Here is a 22,641-nt window from a genome sequence, read left to right on the forward strand (position 1 = left end):
TCCTCCTACGAAAACGGGTCCTGCTCGCATGATCACGAACACTCACTGTCACCCATCACGAAAATCTTGCCAGATCCGAGAAGTGGCCGCGAAAGCCCAGCATGTGCGCCCACGGCCGCAGCCGCAGTGTGGCCAACTCCTGGCGTGCGCCCAGCTCCCAGCAGGTGCGGATCATGCGCCGGGCGTGCTCGGTGACCGGAAGCGCGTCCAAGTGCAGGCCCGGTTTGAGGCCCGTTCCGTGGCAGCGTTCGCAGGAGGCCATCAGCCGCAACCGCCCCCGACCGCCGCAGGCCGGACACGACAGGCGGTGATCGACGGTGCCGGAGGCTTCGGCACCCTTGGTGGCGTACTTGGCGATGTAGCCCGCCACCGCCCGCTCGCTCAGCCCGTCCGCGCTGGCGTCGAGCAGGATGGGCCGGATGTCGAGTTGATCACCCCAGACCAGATCCCGTCGTCCGAGGTCACTCGCGGGAGTGGTCACGGTGACCCGCCGCACAGCTGGCGGGATCGACCGGGTGAGCAGGTGGTGATCAGCCCAGTCCGGCGGAGGTTGGCTGCTGCCTTCGGGGCCGTCGAGGCGGATGATGGCGTGGAAGTGCACCAGACCGCGCCGCTGGTACTCGGCGACCTTGGCGAACGACACTCGGACCTGTTTGCCGAACTCCTTGCGGCTCAGCCCCGCCTGGCTGGCCAGGGTGCGCCGTACTTCCAGGGTGAAGCGGTGCCACAGCGCGCCCGCGTGAGCCTGCCAGAGCACCGCGCCCACATAGTCGTAACACCGGCCGCATATGGGTTGCCCGAGCCGTTCGTCCTTTGGCTCGTGGCGAGCATGACAGCCGACCGGATGCCCGTGCTCACAGATCTTGTCGCGGTTGCGGGGACGGCAGGCCCGCACCGTCCCGTTCTTCTCCCGCCGGGTGTGCACGGATCCGAAGGATGGAGCGGTCAAGGTGACGAACGCCCGAGGGTGCGCGCTCACCGTTTCCGGGACACCCTTGCCGCCGGACAGGCCCGCGCGGATGAGGTGGAAGGTGTCGGCCTGGTAGACCTCCGAGCAGGCCGAGCACACCGAGGCCCGGCGGTTGCCGCAGGCCATCAGCAGATGCCCGGACGGTTCATCAGCGGTGCGGTAGGTGTGCAGGATCTCGCCGGTGTCGGTGTTGATGATGGCCAACCCTCCGGCCAGGTGGATCGGGTTGGCGCAGCCGCCGGTGGCGGCCACCATGGAGCGCCACCGGTCGTAGCCCGGTGCGTTGAGCACCTGGACCAGATCGGTCATCCACTCCGGATGTCGTGCTTGTTGGTCGTGCTCGTTCGGTTGGTTCATGGTGACCACCCCCTCTCAGGCAACACTGCCTGTACTACATGTTGCCTTGCATTGAGGGTTTCGTGCAACCTGTAGTACAAGTAGTTATGGAACTTTCCGAGAAGGAGCAGCCATGGAGACCACCGAGGACAAGGACGTCCGCTGGCGCACGATCGCGAGTGACCTGAGAACCGCGATCCTGGACGGCCGCTACCCGCCCGGCGGAGCCCTGCCGAGTGAGCCGGAGCTGGTCCGCCGCTACGAGGTCTCGCGTCCCACCGTCCGCAAGGCCATCGACACCCTGGTCTCCGAAGGACTCGCCTACGTCATGCGCGGACGCGGCTCCTTCGTCCGCCCCATGCCCGAGCGCCAAGTCATTCTGATTAGCCACCAGACCAGACCCGACCTGGCCGCCCCCGGCAACCACCCCGACATCCAAGCCTTCGGCTGGGACCTCGCCCTACGCGACGTCGACCCCGACGCGCCGCTGTTCACCGGCGAGAAGATCACCGCCAACCGGGATCTCGCGATCATCCTCGGCGTCCGCACTGGACACCCGGTCATCCACCGCCGCAGCATGTGGCACCGAGGCCACACCGCCCGCATCCACGGCGCCTCAGCCCGCCTGGAGATCAACTCCTACACCAACGCCGACATGCTCCCCGACTGGGACACCCCCAAGCGCTTCGACCAGTACCGCAAGCGGCCCGGCTTCTTCTACCAGTCCCTCATCCGCGAACACGGCCCCATCCGGTGGGTGACCCTGACCACCTCCCGCATCGCCTACGAAGACGAACGCGCCCGCCTGGGCATGGACTACGCCGAAGCCATCCTCATCATCCGCCGCACCATGGCTCACGCCAACGGCCACCCCATCGAGGTCACCGAGGTCAAGGCTCCCGCCAACCGCTACGAGATCGGCTACAGCGCCGAGCTGGCCGATGACACCAGCGCGGTATTCACCCCCGAAGAACTCGCCGACAACGGCATCGCCCTCATGATCTAGACGTGGCTTAGTGATCAACATAGACATTGATCATGAGGTGGCTCAGAGTTTCTTTACTGGTTCAAGCCGCCGCCCTGCGGGCGTCGGTGGCGCGGTGCGGCCTGGCGCGGCCAGGCGTGCGGCCTCTTCGGGCCGGTCCTGGCCGTGCCACCTTTCCACGCCTAGCTGGCAACTCTGGCTTAAGCCCGACCGTGCATGTAGGACAACCAGCGGGCAAGGGAAGCCACTGGGTACATGTACGCGCGAGGCCGGGCCTTTCCTCTTTACGGCTGGCCTGCCGCCCCTCTGGGGTGGGACGACGGCGCGTGAGGTGATTCGGTCAGACGCATGCGTACGGCCTAGCGTCCGATTTAAGTAACACATTGTGAATAACAGAATATATTTCTATACGAGGAAATGGAGGTATTCGAGTCATGCGTGTATCCATTTTAAGCGTAATTTCGCTATTTGGCTTTACCGTAACTCTCCCTGTTTCGAATAGGCATCGGTATTACTTGGCCAGACTTGGATTGCGAAGCCCTTTCTTTTGTTTTGAAGCGGACGCTTCCAGGTGCGGATCTCTGCTCGGCGATGACTTCAGACAGTAGGTCCGAGGGCCACTTTCCTATGGTGTGCGATACGGCCTCGGGAATTATACTTCCAACTGTATGGCCTAGCCATGCCGCTATCAGGCGTGGTCTTTCTGGTGTGCGTGAATCCCACCCAGGCTCTGTGACTCCGTAGGATCGTCCCGTTTCTGGGTTTCTACGCGTGTATAGCTGATCATAGAGAGTTTGCTTACGCTGATCGCTGATCACTTTATTTTGGTGCAGATGTCTGATAAGTGCCGCCAAGGAGATCCCCCACTTCATCTTTATGTCGATGAGTGCGGTAAGAGTAACTGCTCTTGGTAGCTCTTTAGATACCACTTCTATGGGTGCAAGTAGTTCACTAGCGAACTGGCTTGCTTCTTCTTCCGCCGAGTCGGTTACTGGCAGTCGTCCAGAATGAAGCACAAGATGCCCCAGCTCGTGACCCAGAACCCACCTGGTCTTCTCCCATGAAGTTACTGAACGCATCATGATGAGTGGGCGCTCACCAAACTCGCCGATCCAGGTTGAACACCCCTCATGGCGCTCTAGAGGCGTCGATGACTCGCTCTCATCAGCCATTTCATTGATGCGGCGGCGCCGCACCACGACGACTATGCCAGCGCGCTCGATTGGATGTGTCAAATAATCGATGGGTTGATGCTTGCTGAGACCTAGGCTCTCTCTTACTGAACATGCGACCTGTGCAATAGATGCAATTTCCGTAATACGTGGACGGATTGCAACTGGAGGCAGTTTTCGCCGACTATCTAGCCAGTCGATCAACTCTGCAGTGAAGCGCATGAATTCTCTAAGAAAGTCTTTCTCTCGCTTCAGTGTGCTCTTGGGGGCTTTGAATAGAAGATCACTATCGGCAAGCTTTTGCTTTGGAATATCAAAAAAGAATTCTGGAGGGAAGCGTAGCTTCTTGCTTAGTCGATCCAGGTGCTCGTTGGATATTTCGACTGTTTCGCTGTTTTCCCACTTGGATAGCGTAGATGGTGCGCATTCAAGTGAGGTTGCGACTTCCCCCAGCTTCTCGTGTCTGAGAACTCGCGCCTGGCGGAGTCGATCTCCATATACCATAAAGACCATATTATATTACTCCCCGTATCCGTGAGGGCGTGCGCCAGCGGCGCACGCCCTCAAGTTGATCACGCCGGATCGGGACCGAAATCCTCCTCCTCAAGGTACTCGTCGAAGTCGTCTGTGACCCCGCTGGTGCCATGATGATCGGGTGGCGGGGACGACGGCGGCTTCGGAGCCCCCCCGTCGTCTCCGGTGTCGGATTCCTCGGCCGCCGGGATCTCTTCCTCTGCGTAAATGATCGTCGGGCCCTTGTCGTCGGGCCCGAAGTCGATGGCCGCAAGGGTCGCAGTGGCGAGGGTGGCCGTGCCGAAGTCGATCGTGTAGAGGACCGCGAACTCGAACGGCCCGGTGAAGGTCTCTCTGCCGAACAGGTCCATCTGGTAGTCCTGCTCGGTGACCTCGATAGAGTGCCCGTTCTTCGGATTCCGGGGCCGAGTCTTGACCCTCAGCCGCTCGGCCTGCTCCGTGTAGAAGTGGAGGCCGTTGTAGGACCGGACTTCGAGCGTCAGGCGAGTCTGTACGCGGGGGGTACTCTGCCAGCCTGCCGCGACAGACGTGCGGATGTCACCCGCACGTACACCGCCGTTCACATCCCGAAGTGTGGGGATCTGGTCTTCCCAATTGGCGGCGCACACCTGAATGCCATGATCGAGGAGGCCTCGAATCCTGCCCAGGTCCGTGGCGTACTCTCGGAGGATCTTCAGCACCAGATCGCGAGGATGTAGGTTCACCCGAGAAATTTTTCCACGTGATACCTACATGTGCAACTTGAGAACCAGCGCTCCGCGCCGTCGTCCGGCGCGGCGCGCCCGCCCGCGCCGGACGGACATCGGGACCGGGCATGCGCCCTGGAGGCCGGTCCCGTCCCGCGCCCGCCCGGCGCGAACGGCCGGACCCCGCCGCCCACCGCACCGAGCACCCGCCGAACCGAACGCACCCGCCGCCCCTGGTACGCGCTGCCGCCTGCCGCTCCGACCGCCGGCCCAACCGCTTCGCGGCCCCTTCGGGGTGCCATTCGGCATTGCGCCGGCCGTCTCCACTCGGAGATCATCAGCAACGGCTTCATCGAGATGATCAAGGACTCTGCCGCCCTGCTTCCGGTGCTCGCGCCTGGCGGCACTGCGCTCCGGGTCAGGTTGCCACCGGACGACACGGTTACCTGCTCACGGTCATTTCTGGTCGGGTACGGCAACGCGACCAAGGGAGATCTGTCGCCGCACCCGATCGGTGATCATTTGATGTGGTCGGTTTGCGGCGCGCGTTTTCCGTGACTTCCCGGAGTGCGGTGGTGACTCTGGAGGCGGGCCAGCGCGGCATCGACCAGGCGACCGAGGTTGCCCAGTTCGTACAGCATCCGGTGGCGCTCAGCGTCCTCCCACGCCCTGATGACCGACCCGATGTCGCCCGACTTACCGGCCGTGACGATGACCTCCTGGCCGTTGGCTCTCTTGGTGGCCGCATCGCCCAAGATGACCCAGCCGTGCACGGTCACGTCCCCCGAGCAGCCACGATCAGGGCGACCACCTGTTCGGGATGCTCGCTTCGTACCGCCTGGAGGTTGGAGCTGTCGCGCAGGGAGACCAGGTAGCTGCCCGAGCGCGGCCCCATGGTCACCGTGGCCATGCGCCAGCCCTGCGGACCCTTCACGGTCAGCTCCGGCGGGTGTCGCTCCATCCACGACCGGAGCGGAGGCTGGTCGGGCCAGGCTGCCGCACTGTTGGCGAACAGTCCGAGACTGATCGTGTGATGACGGTGAGCACGGATTCCCCGCTCGGTGAGAAGCCGCTGAACCACCGCCAGCGCCTTGTCGTGACTCTCCACCGTCGCCTCGTCAACGACGGGCGGGACGGCTCTACAGTTGTCCATGGGTCGCACCTCCAGTGTGCGATCAAGGGACCCGTACGGCGTTACCGCGCCTGCGGGTCCCGTTTTTCCTGGTGCTCCCATGACATCGCCGGGTACCCCGCGCCGACAGTGCGAGTAGGGGAGACTGAGGGAGACAGGAGGACCCCAGTCCCCCGAGGTGCACACAATGAACAACGTTCCGGCCTGGGCCGTACGGTTACGCGCCGCGAGGCGTAGCAAGTTGTGGACCCAGCGAGACATGGCCAGGCAGCTCGCCGAGGCCGCCGATCCGCGTACTCGTGCCCGCCTTCCAGAGCGGGATTCCCTGATCCGCATGATCAAGGATTGGGAGGCGGGCAAGCACCAGCCCAAGGACCCGTACCGGCTGCTCTACTGCCGGGTGTTCGGCACAGAAGAAGCCGAGCTGTTCAGCGAGGAGCCGGAGAGCACGGCGCCGGGCAGTCCTCACTTCGCCGATGAGATCGAGGCGCTGGAACTGGCCCGCCGTGTCGCCGCCAGTGACGTGGGCACGGAAACGCTTGACCGGCTGGAACTGGCCGTCGACGACCTTGCGATGGCCTACCAGGCGACACCACCGGCCGAGCTGCTGGAGCGGGTGCGTCAGCACCTGTCGTACGTCTCGCACTTGGTCGACGCCAAGAAGACGTTCGCCGAGCACCGCCGTCTCCTCACGGCCGGTGGCTGGTTGTCGCTGCTGGCCTCCACCTGCCACATCGACCTTCGCCAGTTCGAGGCCGCCGGAACGTGGCTTCGGACGACCGCCCAGCTGGCCAAGCACGCCGAGCATCCCGAGATCGCCGCGTGGTGTCTGGAGACCGAGGCATGGCAGGCGGTCACCACTGGCGACTACCGCCGCGCCCTGACCCTGACCCAAGGGGCACAGGCGATTGCACCGCGCACAAGCTCTGCCTACATCCAGGCGACTGCGCAGGAAGGCCGGATCTGGGCCCGGCTCGGGTCCGGTCCAGAGACGCGTGACGCCCTGAACCGCGTTGCCCGACTGGTCTCGCCGCTGTCGATGCCCGAGCATCCCGAGCACCACTACCGCTACGACCCTTCCAAGAGCGAGGCGTACGTCGCGACCACGTTGTCATGGCTGGGAGACCCGGCCGCCGAGCCGTACGCCCGGCAGGTTCTCGCCCGCCTTGAGTCAGCCGCGGACGGGTTGGTTCGTCCGCGCCGGGCGGCCTCCGCACGCCTTGACCTTGCTCTGGCACTTCTGGCCACCGACCAGCCCGACGAGGCCAGTCAGCTTGCCCTCACGACCATGACGAGTGGCGTGCTGGTGCCGTCCAACTACTGGAGGGCGCGCGAGGTGATCGGCGCCATCGAGACGCGCCGCATGCCGGAAGCCGCAGAGCTACGCGAGGCGTACCGAGAGCTGAGCGGCCCCGAGTGAGAACCGGGGAAGGCTCGCTCTACCGGCTCGGACAGGCGAATCACTGAGTGACCAACTGAGTGACAACGACCACGGACGAGGCCGGACGACGGTGGATCACCGTGGACCGTAAGTCCAGGTGGGAGCGGGTATCGCCCATGGTCCCGCCCCCGTCTGGGTTGCTTTGCAAGCAGGATGTCAGGAGTTCGAATCTCCTAGGCTCCACCACCCCAAGCCTAGTTCAGGGACTATTTTTCAAAATCCCTAAACCTGGGCTTTCGACGTTCTGGGAGCCGTACGGCACGGAAATACAGCAACGACTACGAATCTCAGTCAGGCACCGAGCTTCTTGAGCGTCTCGGTGGACGAGACCTCGCTGTAGATGTTCATGGTGACCGAGATCTGGTTGTGCCAGAGGATCTGCACTGCCACACGCGGGTGAACGTCGAGCGCGATGAGGAGAGACGCGCAGGTCTTCCGGGGCGCGTGCACGTGGCTCCTGCGAACGCCAGACCTGGCGCAGGCGTTGTGAAGCTCCGCCGGAAGTTCGACGGCTCCACAGGGCGCCCGCTGGCGGTGGTGACACACCAGCCCTGTTTTCTGATCCCTTACCTGCGCGTACAGCCGGGTTGTTGGGAATTGGTTCGTCGACGAGGACGGTGTTCCTGAGAGCCTTGCGGAGCGTATTGGAGGAGGTGGGAGAAGAACTCACCATCAAGCCTGTTCGTAGAGCCAGGCTCACCCCGTCAGAACAAGACGATCCGGGTGAGCAGCACCTGCTGATTCTTCCGGTCGATCCGATACTCCGCGATGCCGAATCCCTTGGGGATGAGGATCTCACGCCAATCAGGATCGGTACCGACCTGGTCGCTTGCCGTCAGCCACGGGTCCTCGCAAATGGCGAGTGTGAGCGCGGCCACGGTCGAGAACACTTCCGCCGAGACCGATGGATCAGCGAGTGTTTCAGCCACGACCTCCGAAGGTACGACCGGCCATAAGTCCTCCTCGCTCACTGAGCGCCATGCTCCTGTCGGCGGCGTAGCACTTCCTCCATGGTCGTGGTCGGCAGAGTCCCGGCTTCGGCTGCTGCTCGGATACGGTCACGGTTCGGGTCGGTGTCCAGCATGGCCCGCCCCCACCAGGCGTTAAGCACGCCATCCAGTTCAGCGCCCTGCTGAGCTTCAAGAAGTTCGGCGAAGAACTGTGCACGGCGGCTGCCATGCAGCGCGCTGGAGATGCCGCCGATCGTCCGCGGCACTCTGGCGTAGCCCGGTGTGCCACCGTGGACAGGCTGAGCGCTCATGACACCACCTTTCACACCGTCAGCCTACGTCTTGATCTCAACTACTCGCAGGAATCCCGCAGGCCGAGGGGGAGAGTGTGCCGTGATCGCTCACCAGACGTGTATCGAGCTTGACCGTCCGGCTCGGCATCCATGATCTGGAGACGGTAGAGCGTCTCGGTGACCACGGTGTCGGCATGGCCGACCAGCCGGGAGATGTGCTCGATGGGAACGCCGGAGTGAGACCCGGGGAAGGCGCGCTCTACCGGCTCGGACAGGTGAATCACTGAGTGACCAACTGGGTGACAACGACCACGGACGAGGCCAGACATCGGTGGATCATCGTGGACCGTAAGCCCAGGTGGAAGCGGGTATCGCCCAGGGTCCCGCCCCCGTCTGGGTTGCTTTGCAAGCAGGATGTCAGGAGTTCGAATCTCCTAGGCTCCACCCCGCTCAAAGAGCAAAATCCATGATCGGAAAGTAGGTTTTTCGCTCATGTGTAGCAATGACATGACGACGGTTGAGATGGCCAACCACCACACGAGGCATCAGTTCCAGAACTGGATCTTGTACAGTTCAACCTGGGCGATCGCGTGGGGGAAGTCGGCCTCCTCTTCGGTCCGAAGGATTCTTCTCTTCACCCGCACGAACCAGTGTGTATCACTCTGTCCTAGATCGAACTCCACCCAAGGGGGTTCGTGGGACGATATCCAATCCACGGCGCCGACCAGTCTGGATTTCAACGGGAGCCGTCCGTTCCACAGCTCTTCCCAGACATCCAACGGTGGTAGTCCGTCCCACAGTTCGAATCGAACGTGAGCCATGTGCGCGTAGTCAGCGTGCACCGCACGGACGATGAGCCCGTCGTCGTTCTCCGCGACCCCGTCAAGTGGTGGTGAGACCTCCCCTTCGGCCACTGATCCCGCCAGCCGGTGGTCGACGATCCCCGCCACGATGAAAGCCCCGGTTCCAGGCTTCACCGTGTCTGTGACCGCGCGGAGAAGAGTGCTCATGGCTTCTGCCCTTCTCGCAATTGACCTTGTTCGAAGTGGTCACTTGGTCATGTGTTCGGTTCTGGCCGGATGTGACCGGCTTCCGAGATCTTCGTCATCTCGTCGGCCGACCCCCGGAGGCCGAGCTCTTCTTGGTGATCACATCCGTGGCATCGATGAATCAGCTTTTTCTTGATCAGGTCGTGTGCGCGAACCCTCATCTCAATGAGGTGAGCGTGTCCAGGTTGATATGAATTCGCACTACGTTGCATCTCGATCTCCGCCCACAGATCTCAATGCGACGATCACGAAGAGCATGAGGAGGATCATCTGTAGATGATCTATGCCGGACATGCGCTGATCGTAGTGATCAGTTGCGTACGCGGACAGATCTCGGCTCGCGATCGCGCCTGACCTCACGCCGGAGGCCGCTCCGGTCGAGGAAGGCCTTCAGGTGCTCAGCCTCCACATGTGTGCTCAACGCATCAGCGATCTTCTGGTCGGACTCCCACGTATCGTGCCGGTGGATCAGCACGATCCGAACGCCGTCGTGTCCTACCACGGTTGAGGTTGCTCGCCTCGTCTTCGGCCGCGCAACAAGGTGTACGCCGCAGCACGTCATCTTGTTTTCCATGCTCTGGCGGCCGGATTCCTGAGCTACCGCGTCGGGAGTCTGTAGGCTCTATAAGCAGGGAGAGGAGACTCCAGCATGACCGCACAGCCGCAGGACTTCGTGCCCCCCGGCTCGCCGATGCCCGAGAAGAGCCTGCGGGCCATCCGCGCCGCCCTGGTCGTGCCGCAGGACCGCGAAGCGTTCGACGCGGGGCTCAAGGCAGTGCTCGATGAGGTTCGAGTGAGTTTGGACCTTGGTGCGTTGAACGCCTTCGTCCACCGCTGGTGGATCTCCGCGTGTGACTCGGTGCGGGATCCGGAGGGACGTCGCCGAATGCATGCCAAAGCCGAGCAGGTCCTTGCCGGTGAACCGGTCTCCCCGGGAAGGCCGTGGCGTGAGGTTCTCGGCGCTCGTGGGGTCGACCTGTAGGCGTACCAGATCACACTCGACCCTCTCGCCGAAGAACAGATCGCGGCGATCCCTGCGGAGGCGCTACGCCCACTCGCCGAACTGCTCACCCTGCTGGAAGTCGCGCCATGGAACGGCCAGCCGTACAACTCGGCCAACCCCAAGGCCAACATGCTCACTCACGCGTTCGGCGAGCGAGGGCTCGCGACATACGTCGTCCTGGACGAGCAACGCGAGGTGTACCTCATCCGTGTTGAGTGGCCATGATCCTGCGTAATACGACGGGGGTACTCGACTCCGGGATGATCGACGTTGCACCACGAAGGCCATAGGTGGTTGGGGTGGAAGCCGGATCTTCCCGTCTGCCACGTCCCGGGCAAGGTCAACATCTCGACTCCTCCGGATCAAGGCCGTCTGTGACCGTTGACATCCCATGGCCGAGAAACGGACACCTGCTGACGTACATGCGAAGACGGCCTTGATCTTCCGTCCCGGAGCCGTTGCCCCTCCGGGGTGGGCGAGGCAGACGGGAAGATCCGGCAAGAAGGGCGTGCGTACGCATTGGTCTATCCCTTTGCCGGCCCCACACACCGATGGAAGGCTCAGCGCATGAGTGAACAAGAAGACCCTTCCGCGCGTCAGGGGAAGGCGACTGACGGCACCGAATCAGTGGATGGGTGGGGGAACGCAGTTCTTGTCCTGAGTGCGGCGGTTCCCATCCTCGGCTTCATCATCGAAGAAGAGCTCACGACCAACGCCCTCCTTGGGTCGCTCATCTTCGCGACCGTCGGAATCGGGCTACGTATTGAGACAGCGATCAAGAGTCGTGGGTGACCTGCCACTCGCGTGCCGGTACGACTGGTGAACAGGGGGAATCAAGGGGACTCCCGGACAGAGGAAGACCATCTCTCACCTGCACCGCAGCACTTCAGGAAGCCGTGTCCCGAAATCTTCCGAACCGGTGTGTCAGTGATCAGGTCATTGAGCCAGGTCACGACGTGTGAGTGCCGCCTGGACTCGGTCATCCGCGTCCATGATCTTTCTGTTGATCCCTTCAACGGGGTTTCGGGGTGGCGACGATGGCGCGGAGGTCGACCCGGAAGGAACGGCACGTCGGGACGCGCGAAGGACGACGAGTAGACCGGCCATTGATCGCCTGACTTCGGCGGGCGCCCCCTCGGTTGCGGGTGATCGGCGCCCCGCGGCTCGCCCGCATGGCCACGATGCGGCGTGTCGTCGACGGGCTCACCGAGGCCGAGCTCGATCGGGTATGCGGTCGCAGGCCGGCGGACCCGTATCCCGACCAGGAGTACGTCGTGCGCCGCTGCCTCAAGGTGGTGCTGAAGGAGGAGGCTGAGCATCACCGTTACGCGGTGCGCGACCTCGCCGTGCTCGAAGCCGGTGCCTGAACCGGCGCCGACCCGGCCGGAAACGACCTCCAGTCGCATTGCGTGCTGCCAGGATGGTCATCCAACGGTCACGTCGACTACAAGACCATGCTTAAGCGCCCAATTCAGTACCTATCACCCAAACGGCTCTACTGTCCTTTGTGGGCACCCTGCTTCGAGTGGTTCGATTGAATCTTGACCGGACGCCCGCACGTCTTCGTCTCGACGCCGCGCTGGACCGCGTGGCCGTCACTTTCCGTGGCATGACCGCCCATCCCGACGAGCAGAACTGCGAGTGCCACTGGGGCAGCGCGGAAGACCTCGCCCGGTTGAAGGTGCCGGATGTGGAGTTGAGTCCTGACCGTCTGCGTGCCGCCTGGCAGGCCAAGGACTGGGACGACCACGCATCGGTGTTGCGCCGCATTCTGCCCCAGCTCTCCACGGCCCTCGTCAGCGGCCTCGTCGAGTCCTTGTTCGGCATAGAGGAGGTCGGGTATTCACTCGCTTTGGGCCAGTGGCAGCAGTGGCCTGACGAGCAGGCCGCTGCGGTGCGGGAATTCCTGCACGCCTGGTGGGCCCACACTCTCACCGACCCGGATCCCGCTGTGCCCGCTCACGAGGTCCTCGCCCTGTGCGCGGAAGCCTCAAGCACGCTCAGCCCATGGCTGCACACCTGGGAAGCACAGACGCACGCCGTGGCCGACCGGCACCTGGCCGAAGCGGTGGCGCACTGGGAGTACGACCTACTGGGAGACCAACTTCCTTGGCAAGCCTGGAACTGGAAGGACGAGGAAGCTACGCGCACCGAGTTGACGGCCTGGCTGATCCGTCACGCCCCTGCCCGGCTCCGCGCCCGGGACGCTCCCGAAGAACTGCTCCACCGGGTACGGCTGCTCGGCCTCGCTGACTCCGCCCGCTGGGAGGACCCTCACTGGCCCAACCACACCTACTGAGCCACGCTCTACCGCTGATTTCTGTAACTTGCCAGATGCGCTCCACGCTTGAAGGACCGGGTCAGGGACAGATTCCCGACCCGGTCCATGATCATTCCTGATGCCTTGTCGATGCCCCTATGTCACGCGGACCAGTGAGGGTCGCGGCCGAGGAGGCCGAGGACGCGGTGCTGGAGTGGAGCGCCGTCGGGAACCTTGACCACGGGGCCGAAGACGACGATGCCCGGACCGAAGGCACCAGGGACGCGCATCTGGTCAGGGATCTGCTGGACGCCGGGCCACATTCCCTCGATCTCAGTCGGGTCAATAGTGTCGTCCTGGCCGGTGGCACGGGCGAGGTCCCAGCCGTGAATGACCATGTCGGCGCTGACGACCTGGTCGATGTGCTGCTCGACGGTGAGCCGCCCGGCCGGAGTGGCCACCTCGCTCGCGGCGGTAGCCGGGTCAGCGAGCAGGGCTTCGAGGTCGGCACGCGCCGAAACGAAGGCGGCGAGCGGATCCTCCTCGACGGTGGGCGCGAGGCTGAGTGACTTGCCGAGAGGACTGAGCATTGCGCCGTGCATGTCGACGATGTGGCCGACCACGTCTCTGGCGCTCCACCCGCCACAAGGGGACGGATTGGACCACTGGCCAGGCCTGACGGCGGCGACCTTGGCCGCGAAGATGCCGGCACGAATCCGGTAGCGGGCGGCGATCTCGTTCACAGGCGCTCCTCTTCTCGTCGACCTCGCCAGGGACGGTATACGAGACGTGCGACAAGATTCCCACGGTCGGGCGGCGGCTGCCACAGGTCCGGCTTGCGGGATGGTACGCGCGTAACCTCGACCGCCGAGACCCGTCATGCCAAGGTTCCCCGCCCTCCGGATCATCAGTGTCCGGACTCTGTGCCCCTTACGTGCCCGTTCTGACGGCGATCAGCGGGGAAGCACGGGGACTCGCCCCGCCCTGACCTGCACTCTCGTTTTCCCAGGTCAGGGCGGCAATGCCAGTAGACGACTCCCAAGCTGACAGCGCGGGTTCGATCTCTTTCACCCGTCCATGCAGGAACCAAGGTTTTCCTGAAAGAGCACTCAACGTGCGGGGTGAAAACGAATACCGTGTGCGCGTCTTGGTCAAGTAACCTCCGTCGCTGTGAACTTCGCTGCCGGCATTCCGAGCCGTTGGCTCGTCACCCTGCACTCGGGCTCGGTCATCGAGCTTGCGGCCGACGCGTACCGCGAAGCCGACGGATACCTGCTCTTCAACGTTCTCGTTGAAGCCACCCCAGAGGAGCAGGCACAGATGGTCATCGACTTGGAGTTTCCCAACAACCCGCTGGCGGGTGTCCTGGTCGCCAGGATCCCGGCGGTGGAGGTGGCCAACATCGAGACGTCGTCATGGGTCGACGACGGCAGCGGGTCCGATGTCTGAGCGAGTCGTGTCCGTCGTGTGCTCGTCAGGAGGGGCACCAAGAGGGAATCACGGGGACTCGCGAGTAAGGGAAGACCACCTTTGACCTGGAACGCAGCAGGTCAGAGGATCGCGCGCCGCAATCTTCCAAACTGGTGGGCTGCCGCCCGGTCGAGGAACCGCCGATAGAGGGTGCCGAGCCAGACCCCGGGCTGCCGGCGCGCCTCGACCATGTGACGCAGGCGAAGGTTGTGGACGAGGCGGCCAGGGGCGCCAGGCTTGGCCCGCCCCGAATCCATCAGCGCACACCGGCACTTCTGGTGGACGAGACACGGGAGAGCCCCGGCCGCTTCGCCCGTCCCGTGCTCAGCGGTGGCCGGGGGTGCTGACCTGCGTGGTGAAGCCCTGGCGGCACACGTCCGCGCCGATGACGTGTGTGTCGCAGCCCTTGACCGAGAACACGTACCTGCGGTTGGTGCCGCGAGGCATCTTAAACGCGCCGGAGGTGCCCCCCGCCATCCTGGACGTGCCCCGGTGGCTCGTGCCGGGGACGTACCACGAGACCACGAAGTAGTCGTAGTGGAACGGGGCGGTGTGACCCCAGCGGAACCGCAGGTAGCCGTCCCACTGGGTGGCCGCGACGGTCATCCTGTCGCCCTGCCGGGGGGACCACGCGATCTGACCGCCCTGGAAGTGCTGCGGACGCCTCCTCCCCGCATCAGGTACTGCTGGTTGATCGGGCAGCCGAGGCACCTGCCCTCCCCGCCCAGGGAGAGCCAGCGGTCCCTGACGTAGCCCTCCACGGCCAGGCGGCAGGCCGTCGCCGTGACTCGCGTGCCGGACGCAGAGGCTCGCGTGTCGGATGTCGTGGCCGATGCCGTCTGTGGCGCTGCGATCAGCGTCGCGGCCGCGGCCCGCGACGCACGCGGTGGCGAGAATCGATCGGCTCACGACGCTCCGCCGCCGGTCGTGCCGGTCATGTCGCGCGATCTGGTGGATGTTCGGATCCATGTCTCACCGCTTCGCGGCGCTCATCTGGACGCCGGCCACTCCGCCGCCGCCCTACGGGTGTTCGGGTCCCCGGTCAGGGACCGCATAGCCTGGAACCGACGGCCAGCGGACCGTGAGCACCACCGATTCCTCCTCGGCGTACCAGGAGTGATCGACGCCATGGCCCCACACGACGTAGTCACCTTGCTTGGCCAGCAGCACGCTGCGTCCCGGCAGTTCCACCCGGAAACGACCGTTGATCAACATGAGCAGCGCCGTGCGCTTCTCGCCGGTGACCCATTGGGCACGCTCGTCGCCACGCGGGTGCACGCCCCATTTGATCTCGACACCGTCACTGTGCCGGACGTCGTCGGTCGGCTTGAAGTGCCCGAGCAGCCAACCACGGTCACTGGCCGCGTCCACGTCCGCGCTACCCACATACACGTTCTCCAGCACGAGCCGCGACGCTAGCACGACACCCGTCCGGCCTCGCCCGTCCAGGTGGAGGACGCCTCCGGGATGGGGGGTACGCGCGGGTACGCAACCCGTGAAGACTGATGGCGTGAACGATCGTCCCGAGGTGGCCAGGCCCGTAACCATCCGTGTCCCCGTATACGCCCCGGACCACGGAGTCACCAGGTCATGGCCTATGGATCATCAACTGAGCGTCCGGGCGTACTCGGGCGAGGTCGTCATCGAGGGAGACAAGATCGCACTTCGTGCTCTTGCCCAGCTTCTTCTGACGCTTTCCGAGCCCGACACACCCCCTGGCGTTCACTTCCATCTGGAGGCGTCCAAAGGAGAACTGACGCCGGACTCGGTGAGTCTCACGCTTGATCACGATGAATGGGACGAGGAGCCGCCGGGCCGTTGAAAGCCATCGGCCACGGCCGCGCACGGCCGGCCGAACGCCCGGGTCAACTGCCGCCTGGTGCGGAGTGATCGACACGCTCCGCCGCCATGCGTTCCCGTCGCTCCTGAGTCAGGATCTCCTGGGACCCGGTTCTCGCCGTTTCTCATGTCTGATCGCCAGGCGGATCGTCCAGTAAAGAAAGAAGAACATCAGTGCGATCGGAACAGCCCACATCACCAGCAAGAACGAGATCCCGGTGAACCCGAATTCCATCTGATCCTCCCTAGGGGGACCAGCATGCCTGATCTTGCAAACCGCGTCCACCGATGACTTCGCCCGGCCATCGGCCTGCGGTCACCTTCCATCGTCGTGCCGTCAACCTCGGTGACGAGGGGTCGACCACGGTCACTCACGACCGGACGAACTCGCGGTCCGGCCATCCTGCGAGGCGTGGTCCACGCACTTCCCGAGCTGACGGCGCGGGTTCGATCCCCGTCACCCGCTCCAGGCGCGAATGCCCATGCCGGCACAGGATCCCAGGCCGGGTCCTCGTTGTCTCCGGAGCCGTTTCGAGCTTCCGCGCGACCGTATCGACATCAGAAGCGCGAGATGGTGAGGGTCCAGCGCTTACTGACAGCAGCCAGCAGCGTCACGCCACCAGCCGCGATCAGTACGATCGCCGGAATCCTCACCAGGTTCCGGACGTCCTCGCAGGACGCCACCCGGTCCCACTGGCTGGCGAACGAGACGGAGTCCGTTTCGTCCTCGGACAGTGAGATTCCCTTGAACGCCGAGCCGCATCTCTCCCCCTGCTCGGTGACAGGAAGTATGCCGGTGAGAACCCCCGAACCGATCAGCAGGAAAGCAACGAACGCGATCGCCCTCGTAGACATGCACAACCCTCACCACGCTAGGTCCGATCCGCGAAAGGATCATTCCATGTCGCCATAAGGCTCGGTAAGTGTCGGCGTCACTCTCAGCGGGTCGAGCACGTACCGCGTACGTGCCGGTCGCCCCGGCCCGCCACGGGGAGCCGGGAGGCCGCACCGGCGGCGGGACGACCACCGGGCGTCAGCGGCCGTTGAGGGCGTTCTGCAGAGGTCTACAAAGGTCTACAAAGGTCTACAAAGGTCTACAGAGGTCTACAGCGGTCGGCCGCGGCCACTCGCGAGGAGACCCCCGCCCGGCTCACGGGCCGCACGGCGCGAGATCGGGCCGGTTCGTGAGCCTCCCCTGGGCTCCACCCGGTCGGAAACCCAGGCGGGGACCGTCCTCCCCGCCTGGGTTTCGATCGTCACGTCGCCCTCGCGTCCCTCAGTGTTCGTTGTGTGCCGATCCCCTCCTGAGTCGTTCTCGTGTGAGGGCATCGAGTCGCTTCGCCACCCGGTGCCGCCGCTCGCCGGCTGACCGGCCCGCATCGGCCCGCACCGGCCCCCGTCGGACGTGGTGCGGACCGCTCCGGCCATGCCGTCCGGTCAGGTCCAGTTACGCAACCGGATCGAGAGCATGCAGTTGATGGCTGTGGACTCGAGCCTGTAGTAGTGACTGGCGTTGAGGTTGTTGACCTTGAACGTCGTGGTGCTGGTTATGACGTTCTTGGTGCCCGAGGCCGCCAGGCTCCAGTTGTTCGTGACGTCGTACAGCCACCAGTTGACCCGGCAGACCGCGGCGCCGCTGGGGTTGAGCTTGACCTCGAGCCACCTCTGCGAGCTGTGCGGCTCCAGCGACCCCGTTGTGCACGAGACCAGCGGAGGGGCGTTGTTGCAGGTGCGAGTGCCGTACGGTTCCGCCGAGGCCGGCCCGGCGACCAGCATCGTCCCGAGGAACGCCATCGCCATGGTGCCCGCCGCCGCCATCCGTCGGAGCGGCATGGGTCTTCCGGTCCTGCGTGTGGTCATCTTGCCTCCCTGGTCTTGGTACGACAGTTCTTCACGACCCACCTGGGCGCCGGACCCATGTCTCATCAGATGCGCCTGAGGATTCAGGTGGTCCCGGTCCGAACGTTCACGGGCGGACATCGAGTCGCGTCCCGGCTTCGTCCCCCCAGTCGGTACGAAGCCGGGATCGGCTCGGCTTGAGCATCAGACAGGCCGGTATATGTGCGGTATAGGCCCTGCTGGAACCCGCTTCGGCACCTTTGGGGCGGCCCGCCCGGGGCAGGGGCTCCCACCATGACTGGACGATTGACAAAGCCGACGGCGGTCCAGGATTCTTCATTCCGAAGTCCGATGAGGGCGGGATTGATTGGAATTTCACGTTCTGGGGCCGCTCAGCGTCTCCCGCGACGGCCAGTTGGTTCCTGTCAGTGGGGCACCCAAGCTTCAACTCACCCTCGCCGCGTTGCTGTCCAAGGCCGGCCAGCCGGTGTCGATCGACTGGCTGATCGCCGCGGTCTGGGGTGACCAGCCGCCCGTGTCCGCGCGGCGCAACATCCATCTCTACGTCCACCAGCTGCGGCGGGCGTTCGGCGCCCATGTCCTGCCTGGACGGCCGGGCGGATACGCGATCATCACCGACTCGCTCGACGCCGCGCGTTTCCGCAGTCTCGCCGCGCAGGGGAGCGCGGCCCTGGGCAGCGGAGACGTCGAACTGGCCCGTGACCGGCTGCGCGGGGCGCTGGACCTGTGGCGGGGGCCGGCGTTCGCGGAGTTCCGCGATCACGCGCTCATCGCCGAGGAGGCCCGGCGACTGGAGGAGGCGCGGCTCATCGCTCACGAGCGGCTGGCGGAGACCGAGCTCGGCCTGGGGCGGCACGTCGAGCTCGCCGCCGAGCTGGCCGATCTCACCCGGCGGCATCCGTACCGGGAGAGCCTGCGCGCTCATCTCATGCTCGCGCTGTACCGGTCCGGCCGTCAGGTCGAGGCGCTGGAGGTCTTCCGCCGGACCCGCGACCTGTTGAACGCGCAGCTCGGCATCGAACCCGGCCCCGTGCTCCAGCGCCTGCACGAGACGATGCTCCGCGGTGACGAGGATCTCCTCCCCGCCCTGGGGCCGCCGGCGCGGATGCCCGCCGCGCCGCGGGCGACGGAGGGATGGGCCGCGGACGACTGCCCGTACCGGGGCCTGGTGGCGTTCCAGCCGGAGGACGAGGAGTGGTTCTTCGGCCGCTCCCAGCTGGTCGACCGGCTCCGCGAGCTGGTCGACCGGCTTGCGGTGGTCGGCGTGTTCGGGGCGTCGGGAAGCGGGAAGTCGTCCCTCCTGCGCGCCGGCCTGCTGGGGGCGGGCTCCGGCGAGCACGGTACGGCGGAGCCCGTCTCCGGCAGGGCGGGCCTGATCATGACGCCGGGCGAACACCCGCTGGACACGTTGGCCGACCTGGTGGCGAAGGTGTCGGGCGGCGACCCCGAGACGCTCCGTGACGAACTGTCCGGCGACCCCGGCGCGTTGAACGCCGCCCTGGACGCCGCCGCCCTGGACACGGCCCCGCACGGCACGCGGGAGACCCGCCTGCTGCTGGTGGTGGACCAGTTCGAGGAGACCTTCACCCTGTGCGCCGACGACGGAGAGCGACGCCGGTTCGTCGAGGTCCTGCTGGGCCTGGCACTCGGCGCGGACCGCCGCACCGTCGTCGTGCTCGGCATACGGGCCGACTTCCTCGCCCACCTGACCCAGCATCCCGGCCTGGTCGAGGCTCTGGGCGGCGAGGCCCAGCTGCTCGTGGGGCCGGTCTCGACGGCGGACCTTCAGGAGATCGTCGTCCGGCCCGCCGCCCGGGCGGGGCTCACCGTGGAACCCGACCTGCTGGCCACGGTCCTGGCCGACGCCGCCGAGGAGCCGGGCAACCTGCCGCTGGTCTCGCACGCGCTGCTGGAGACCTGGCGGAATCGCACCGGCCCGAGTCTCACGCTGTCGGCCTATCAGGCGGCCGGCGGCGTGCGCGGGGCCATCGCGCAGAGCGCGGAACGGGTCTACGACGAGCTCGCCCGCGCGGAACAGCAGGCCGCACGCAGGATCTTCGTGAGACTGACCGCGCTGGGAGACGGCACGGAGGACACCAGGCGGCCCATCTCCCGGGCGGAGCTCGTCGGCCTGGCCGACCCCGAGGTCACCTCCGGCGTGCTGGGCCGGCTCGCCGCCGCGCGGCTGGTCGTCCTCGCGGAGGAGACGGTGGACGTGGCGCACGAAGCGCTGATCCGGGCCTGGCCCCGGCTTCACCGCTGGCTCACCGACGACCGCGAGAACCTGTTCGTCCATCGGCGGCTCACCGATGCCGCGCAGACGTGGCGGGAACTGGAGCGCGACTCCGGAGCCCTGTACCGGGGCGTCCAGCTTCTCGCCGCCCGGACCTGGGCGGAGGATCACCCGCAGGAGCTGAACGACGTCGAAAGCGCCTTCCTGCGGGCCAGCCGTGTGCTGGAGGAGAGCGAGCGCGACGCGACGAGACGCCGCACCCGGCTCCTGCAACGCCTCCTGGGCGGGATGGCCGCGCTCTTCCTGCTCGCCCTGCTCGGCGGGGGCGTGGCCGTACGGCAGGGGCAGGAGGCAGGCCACCAGCAGCTGGTCGCCCTGTCCAGGCAGCTGTCGCTGAAGGCCGTGTCCCTCCTGGACACCGATCCGGATCTGGCCGGCCTGCTGGCGATCGCCGCGTTCCGTCTCAATCCGGAGACCGAGACGCGGGGCGGCCTCCTGAGCGTGTCGGCCGCGGCGCGCCGCCGCGTCGAGTTCAACACCGAGGGGCCGGCGATCTTCGGGGTTGCGTTCAGCCCGGACGGCTCGCGGCTGGCCTCGGCCGGCACCGACGGAACGGTCGGCCTCTGGGACCCGCGCGGCCGCGAACGTGTCGCGACCTTCTCCGAGCACGCGCGACTCGCGGGGGCGGGAAACGTCTACGCGAGGGCGGCGGCCTTCAGCCGCGACGGCAGGCTGCTCGCCTCCAACGCCAGGGAGCCCGCCATCGCGGCGAGCAGGGGCTCGATCGTCGTGCGGGACCTGGGCTCCGGCCGGCCGGTGTTCCAGCGGCGACGGGAGCGGCTCACCGACGCGATGGCGCTGAGCCCCGACGGGAGGAAGGTCGCCGTCGGGGCCGGCAACGGCGAGATCGAGGTGTGGGACCTGCCCGGCGGGAAGCGGCGCACGCTGAAGGGACACCGGGAGGAGGTCGTGGCTCTCGCGTTCAGCCCCGACCGGCGGTTCCTCGTGTCCGCCACGGACGGGACGGAGAAACCGCTCGTGTGGGATGTCGCCTCCGGGGCCAAGGTCGCCGCGCTGCCCGTCGGACACATCCACAGGCTGGGCTTCGATTCCACCGACGGCACCCTCGCCACGGGCTCGTCGTATCACGGGGTGCGGTTCTGGCGGATCGCCCACGACGGTGTGACCGCCCTGTCCGCGCTGCCCAAGCGGTCGCCCTACATCTGGGACATGTCCGCTCCCGTCGCCGGCCGGATCGCCGTCGCCGACGAGAACGGCCTGATCACCGTCTGGGACATCGTGCGACGTGAGCCCGTCGAGACCTACCAGGACAGAAGCCGCGCCGAAGCGCTCTCCCTCGCGTTCAGCGCCGACGGCTCGATGCTCGCCTCGGCCGGCTTCGGCCGCACCATCATGATCCGCGAGCATCCCGTTCCCTCGTTCGGCGGGCACAGCCGGGCCGTGAACGACATCAAGATCAGCCCGGACGGCCGTGTCGTCGCGTCGGCGAGCAGCGACCGCACCGTCCGGCTGTGGGACGCGCGTGGAAACCCGATCGCCACGCTCGGCGACCATCCCGACGACGTCCGGGCCGTCGCCTTCAGCCCGGACGGCCACCGGCTCGCGACCGTCACCCGCAACCACACGATCACCGTCTGGGACGTCGGCAGCGGGCGGAAGCTCAACACGATCACGTACAAGGGACTGGGCGCCTCCACCGACGTCGGCTTCGATCCGCGCGGACGCTTCCTCGTCGGGACCGCGCTCGGCAGGTTCCGCTGGAACCTCGACGACCCGGAGAAGTCCGCCGAGCCGTTCCCTGGTGCTCCCTACATCGCCTCGGCACTGGCGTTCAGCCCCCGCGATCAGCAGCTCGCCACCGCCAGCCCCGCCGGAGACGTTCTCGTCTGGGACCTGGTCCAGGACCGGCAGGTCCGTGCCGTCAGGACACGCCAGGGCTCGGTGCTCGACGTCGCCTACAGCCCGGACGGCGAGCTGCTCGCCACGGCCGGGGCCGACCGGACCGTCAAACTGTGGGACGCGCGGACCGGAGGGCCGCGTGCCACGCTCACCGGCCACACCGCCCCGATCCAGGTCCTCGCCTTCAGCCGGGACGGCCGTACGCTCGCGTCCGCGGGTGACGATCGTACGATCACCGTCTGGGACGTCCCGTCCGGGAGTCTCACGGCCACGCTCACCGGCCACACGGCACCGGTCAAGGGCCTGGCCTTCGGCACCGACGGGGACCTGATCTCCGGAGGAGACGACGGCAGGATCATTCGCTGGTCGCTCCGGCCCGATCCGCTCGCGGGGAAGCTCTGCCGGGAGATCGGCCGCGACCTCACCCGCGAGGAGTGGGCCACCTACCTTCCCTCCGTGGACTACCGGCCCACGTGCTGAAGGGGCCGGAGCCGATCGTACGGACGGG

Annotated in this window: 22 protein-coding genes; 9 read left to right on the top strand and 13 right to left on the bottom strand. The window is 65.9% G+C overall.

The window, feature by feature from the left end:
- Positions 1-55 precede the first annotated feature (55 nt).
- Positions 56-1,327 carry a replication initiator gene (locus AC5L38_RS24025; RefSeq protein WP_495245340.1) on the bottom strand — a complete coding sequence of 424 codons (1,272 nt, stop codon included), beginning with the start codon at positions 1,325-1,327 and terminating at the stop codon, positions 56-58.
- A 112-nt stretch (positions 1,328-1,439) separates the two neighbouring features.
- Between AC5L38_RS24025 and AC5L38_RS24030 the strand changes: the two genes are divergently transcribed.
- On the top strand, positions 1,440-2,312 hold the full coding sequence (locus tag AC5L38_RS24030) for a GntR family transcriptional regulator (RefSeq protein WP_495245068.1): 873 nt from the start codon (positions 1,440-1,442) through the stop codon (positions 2,310-2,312).
- Positions 2,313-2,755: 443 nt separating this feature from the next.
- Here AC5L38_RS24030 and AC5L38_RS24035 read toward each other — a convergent pair whose 3' ends face one another.
- The 4 genes from AC5L38_RS24035 to AC5L38_RS24050 form a co-directional block, all read right to left on the bottom strand.
- Positions 2,756-3,976: a helix-turn-helix domain-containing protein gene (locus AC5L38_RS24035; protein WP_495245069.1), complete on the bottom strand. Its 1,221-nt coding sequence runs from the start codon at positions 3,974-3,976 to the stop codon at positions 2,756-2,758.
- A gap of 59 nt (positions 3,977-4,035) precedes the next feature.
- The gene (locus AC5L38_RS24040; RefSeq protein WP_495245070.1) at positions 4,036-4,677 is read right to left on the bottom strand and encodes a hypothetical protein; all 642 of its coding nucleotides are present in this window, start codon (positions 4,675-4,677) and stop codon (positions 4,036-4,038) included.
- A gap of 524 nt (positions 4,678-5,201) precedes the next feature.
- On the bottom strand, positions 5,202-5,456 hold the full coding sequence (locus tag AC5L38_RS24045; protein ID WP_495245071.1) for a hypothetical protein: 255 nt from the start codon (positions 5,454-5,456) through the stop codon (positions 5,202-5,204).
- A 2-nt stretch (positions 5,457-5,458) separates the two neighbouring features.
- On the bottom strand, positions 5,459-5,836 hold the full coding sequence (locus AC5L38_RS24050) for a hypothetical protein (protein WP_495245072.1): 378 nt from the start codon (positions 5,834-5,836) through the stop codon (positions 5,459-5,461).
- 166 nt (positions 5,837-6,002) lie between these two features.
- On the opposite strand from AC5L38_RS24050, the gene AC5L38_RS24055 reads away from it, so the two are divergent.
- Positions 6,003-7,235, top strand: a complete 1,233-nt coding sequence (locus AC5L38_RS24055; protein WP_495245073.1) for an NsdA family TPR-like regulatory protein — start codon at positions 6,003-6,005, stop codon at positions 7,233-7,235.
- Positions 7,236-7,960: 725 nt separating this feature from the next.
- Here the strand turns inward: AC5L38_RS24055 and AC5L38_RS24060 are convergent.
- The 3 genes from AC5L38_RS24060 to AC5L38_RS24070 form a co-directional block, all read right to left on the bottom strand.
- Complete coding sequence (locus tag AC5L38_RS24060) at positions 7,961-8,185, bottom strand: hypothetical protein (RefSeq protein ID WP_495245074.1); 225 nt, start codon at positions 8,183-8,185, stop codon at positions 7,961-7,963.
- A gap of 38 nt (positions 8,186-8,223) precedes the next feature.
- Complete coding sequence (locus AC5L38_RS24065) at positions 8,224-8,517, bottom strand: hypothetical protein (protein ID WP_495245075.1); 294 nt, start codon at positions 8,515-8,517, stop codon at positions 8,224-8,226.
- A gap of 527 nt (positions 8,518-9,044) precedes the next feature.
- Positions 9,045-9,509 carry a hypothetical protein gene (locus AC5L38_RS24070; RefSeq protein WP_495245076.1) on the bottom strand — a complete coding sequence of 155 codons (465 nt, stop codon included), beginning with the start codon at positions 9,507-9,509 and terminating at the stop codon, positions 9,045-9,047.
- Between the two features lie 688 nt (positions 9,510-10,197).
- Here AC5L38_RS24070 and AC5L38_RS24075 point away from each other — a divergent pair.
- The 4 genes from AC5L38_RS24075 to AC5L38_RS24090 all read left to right on the top strand — a co-directional run bounded on the left by AC5L38_RS24075 (position 10,198) and on the right by AC5L38_RS24090 (position 12,850).
- On the top strand, positions 10,198-10,530 hold the full coding sequence (locus AC5L38_RS24075) for a DUF6247 family protein (protein ID WP_495245077.1): 333 nt from the start codon (positions 10,198-10,200) through the stop codon (positions 10,528-10,530).
- Positions 10,531-11,118: 588 nt separating this feature from the next.
- Complete coding sequence (locus AC5L38_RS24080; RefSeq protein WP_495245078.1) at positions 11,119-11,343, top strand: hypothetical protein; 225 nt, start codon at positions 11,119-11,121, stop codon at positions 11,341-11,343.
- Between the two features lie 380 nt (positions 11,344-11,723).
- Positions 11,724-11,918, top strand: coding sequence for a hypothetical protein (locus AC5L38_RS24085; RefSeq protein ID WP_495245079.1), 195 nt, complete (start codon positions 11,724-11,726; stop codon positions 11,916-11,918).
- A gap of 140 nt (positions 11,919-12,058) precedes the next feature.
- Positions 12,059-12,850, top strand: coding sequence for a hypothetical protein (locus tag AC5L38_RS24090; RefSeq protein ID WP_495245080.1), 792 nt, complete (start codon positions 12,059-12,061; stop codon positions 12,848-12,850).
- Between the two features lie 122 nt (positions 12,851-12,972).
- Here AC5L38_RS24090 and AC5L38_RS24095 read toward each other — a convergent pair whose 3' ends face one another.
- The gene (locus AC5L38_RS24095) at positions 12,973-13,554 is read right to left on the bottom strand and encodes a TIGR03086 family metal-binding protein (RefSeq protein WP_495245081.1); all 582 of its coding nucleotides are present in this window, start codon (positions 13,552-13,554) and stop codon (positions 12,973-12,975) included.
- Between the two features lie 427 nt (positions 13,555-13,981).
- Here AC5L38_RS24095 and AC5L38_RS24100 point away from each other — a divergent pair, with 427 nt between their 5' ends.
- A complete protein-coding gene (locus tag AC5L38_RS24100) occupies positions 13,982-14,260 on the top strand; it encodes a hypothetical protein (protein ID WP_495245082.1) in 279 nt (92 codons plus the stop codon).
- A gap of 345 nt (positions 14,261-14,605) precedes the next feature.
- Here AC5L38_RS24100 and AC5L38_RS24105 read toward each other — a convergent pair whose 3' ends face one another.
- Both AC5L38_RS24105 and AC5L38_RS24110 read right to left on the bottom strand, forming a co-directional pair.
- Entirely contained in the window at positions 14,606-14,887 is a 282-nt protein-coding gene (locus AC5L38_RS24105; protein WP_495245083.1) for a hypothetical protein, read from the bottom strand.
- A 414-nt stretch (positions 14,888-15,301) separates the two neighbouring features.
- Complete coding sequence (locus AC5L38_RS24110; protein WP_495245084.1) at positions 15,302-15,685, bottom strand: cupin domain-containing protein; 384 nt, start codon at positions 15,683-15,685, stop codon at positions 15,302-15,304.
- 193 nt (positions 15,686-15,878) lie between these two features.
- Here AC5L38_RS24110 and AC5L38_RS24115 point away from each other — a divergent pair, with 193 nt between their 5' ends.
- On the top strand, positions 15,879-16,103 hold the full coding sequence (locus tag AC5L38_RS24115; protein WP_495245085.1) for an Imm32 family immunity protein: 225 nt from the start codon (positions 15,879-15,881) through the stop codon (positions 16,101-16,103).
- Between the two features lie 575 nt (positions 16,104-16,678).
- Here AC5L38_RS24115 and AC5L38_RS24120 read toward each other — a convergent pair.
- Together AC5L38_RS24120 and AC5L38_RS24125 are read right to left on the bottom strand one after the other, a co-directional pair.
- Complete coding sequence (locus AC5L38_RS24120) at positions 16,679-16,975, bottom strand: hypothetical protein (RefSeq protein ID WP_495245086.1); 297 nt, start codon at positions 16,973-16,975, stop codon at positions 16,679-16,681.
- A 582-nt stretch (positions 16,976-17,557) separates the two neighbouring features.
- Positions 17,558-17,980 carry a hypothetical protein gene (locus tag AC5L38_RS24125; RefSeq protein ID WP_495245087.1) on the bottom strand — a complete coding sequence of 141 codons (423 nt, stop codon included), beginning with the start codon at positions 17,978-17,980 and terminating at the stop codon, positions 17,558-17,560.
- 346 nt (positions 17,981-18,326) lie between these two features.
- Here AC5L38_RS24125 and AC5L38_RS24130 point away from each other — a divergent pair, with 346 nt between their 5' ends.
- Positions 18,327-22,613, top strand: coding sequence for an nSTAND1 domain-containing NTPase (locus AC5L38_RS24130; protein WP_495245088.1), 4,287 nt, complete (start codon positions 18,327-18,329; stop codon positions 22,611-22,613).
- Positions 22,614-22,641 lie beyond the last annotated feature (28 nt).

The organism is Streptosporangium nanhuense, assembly GCF_059358815.1.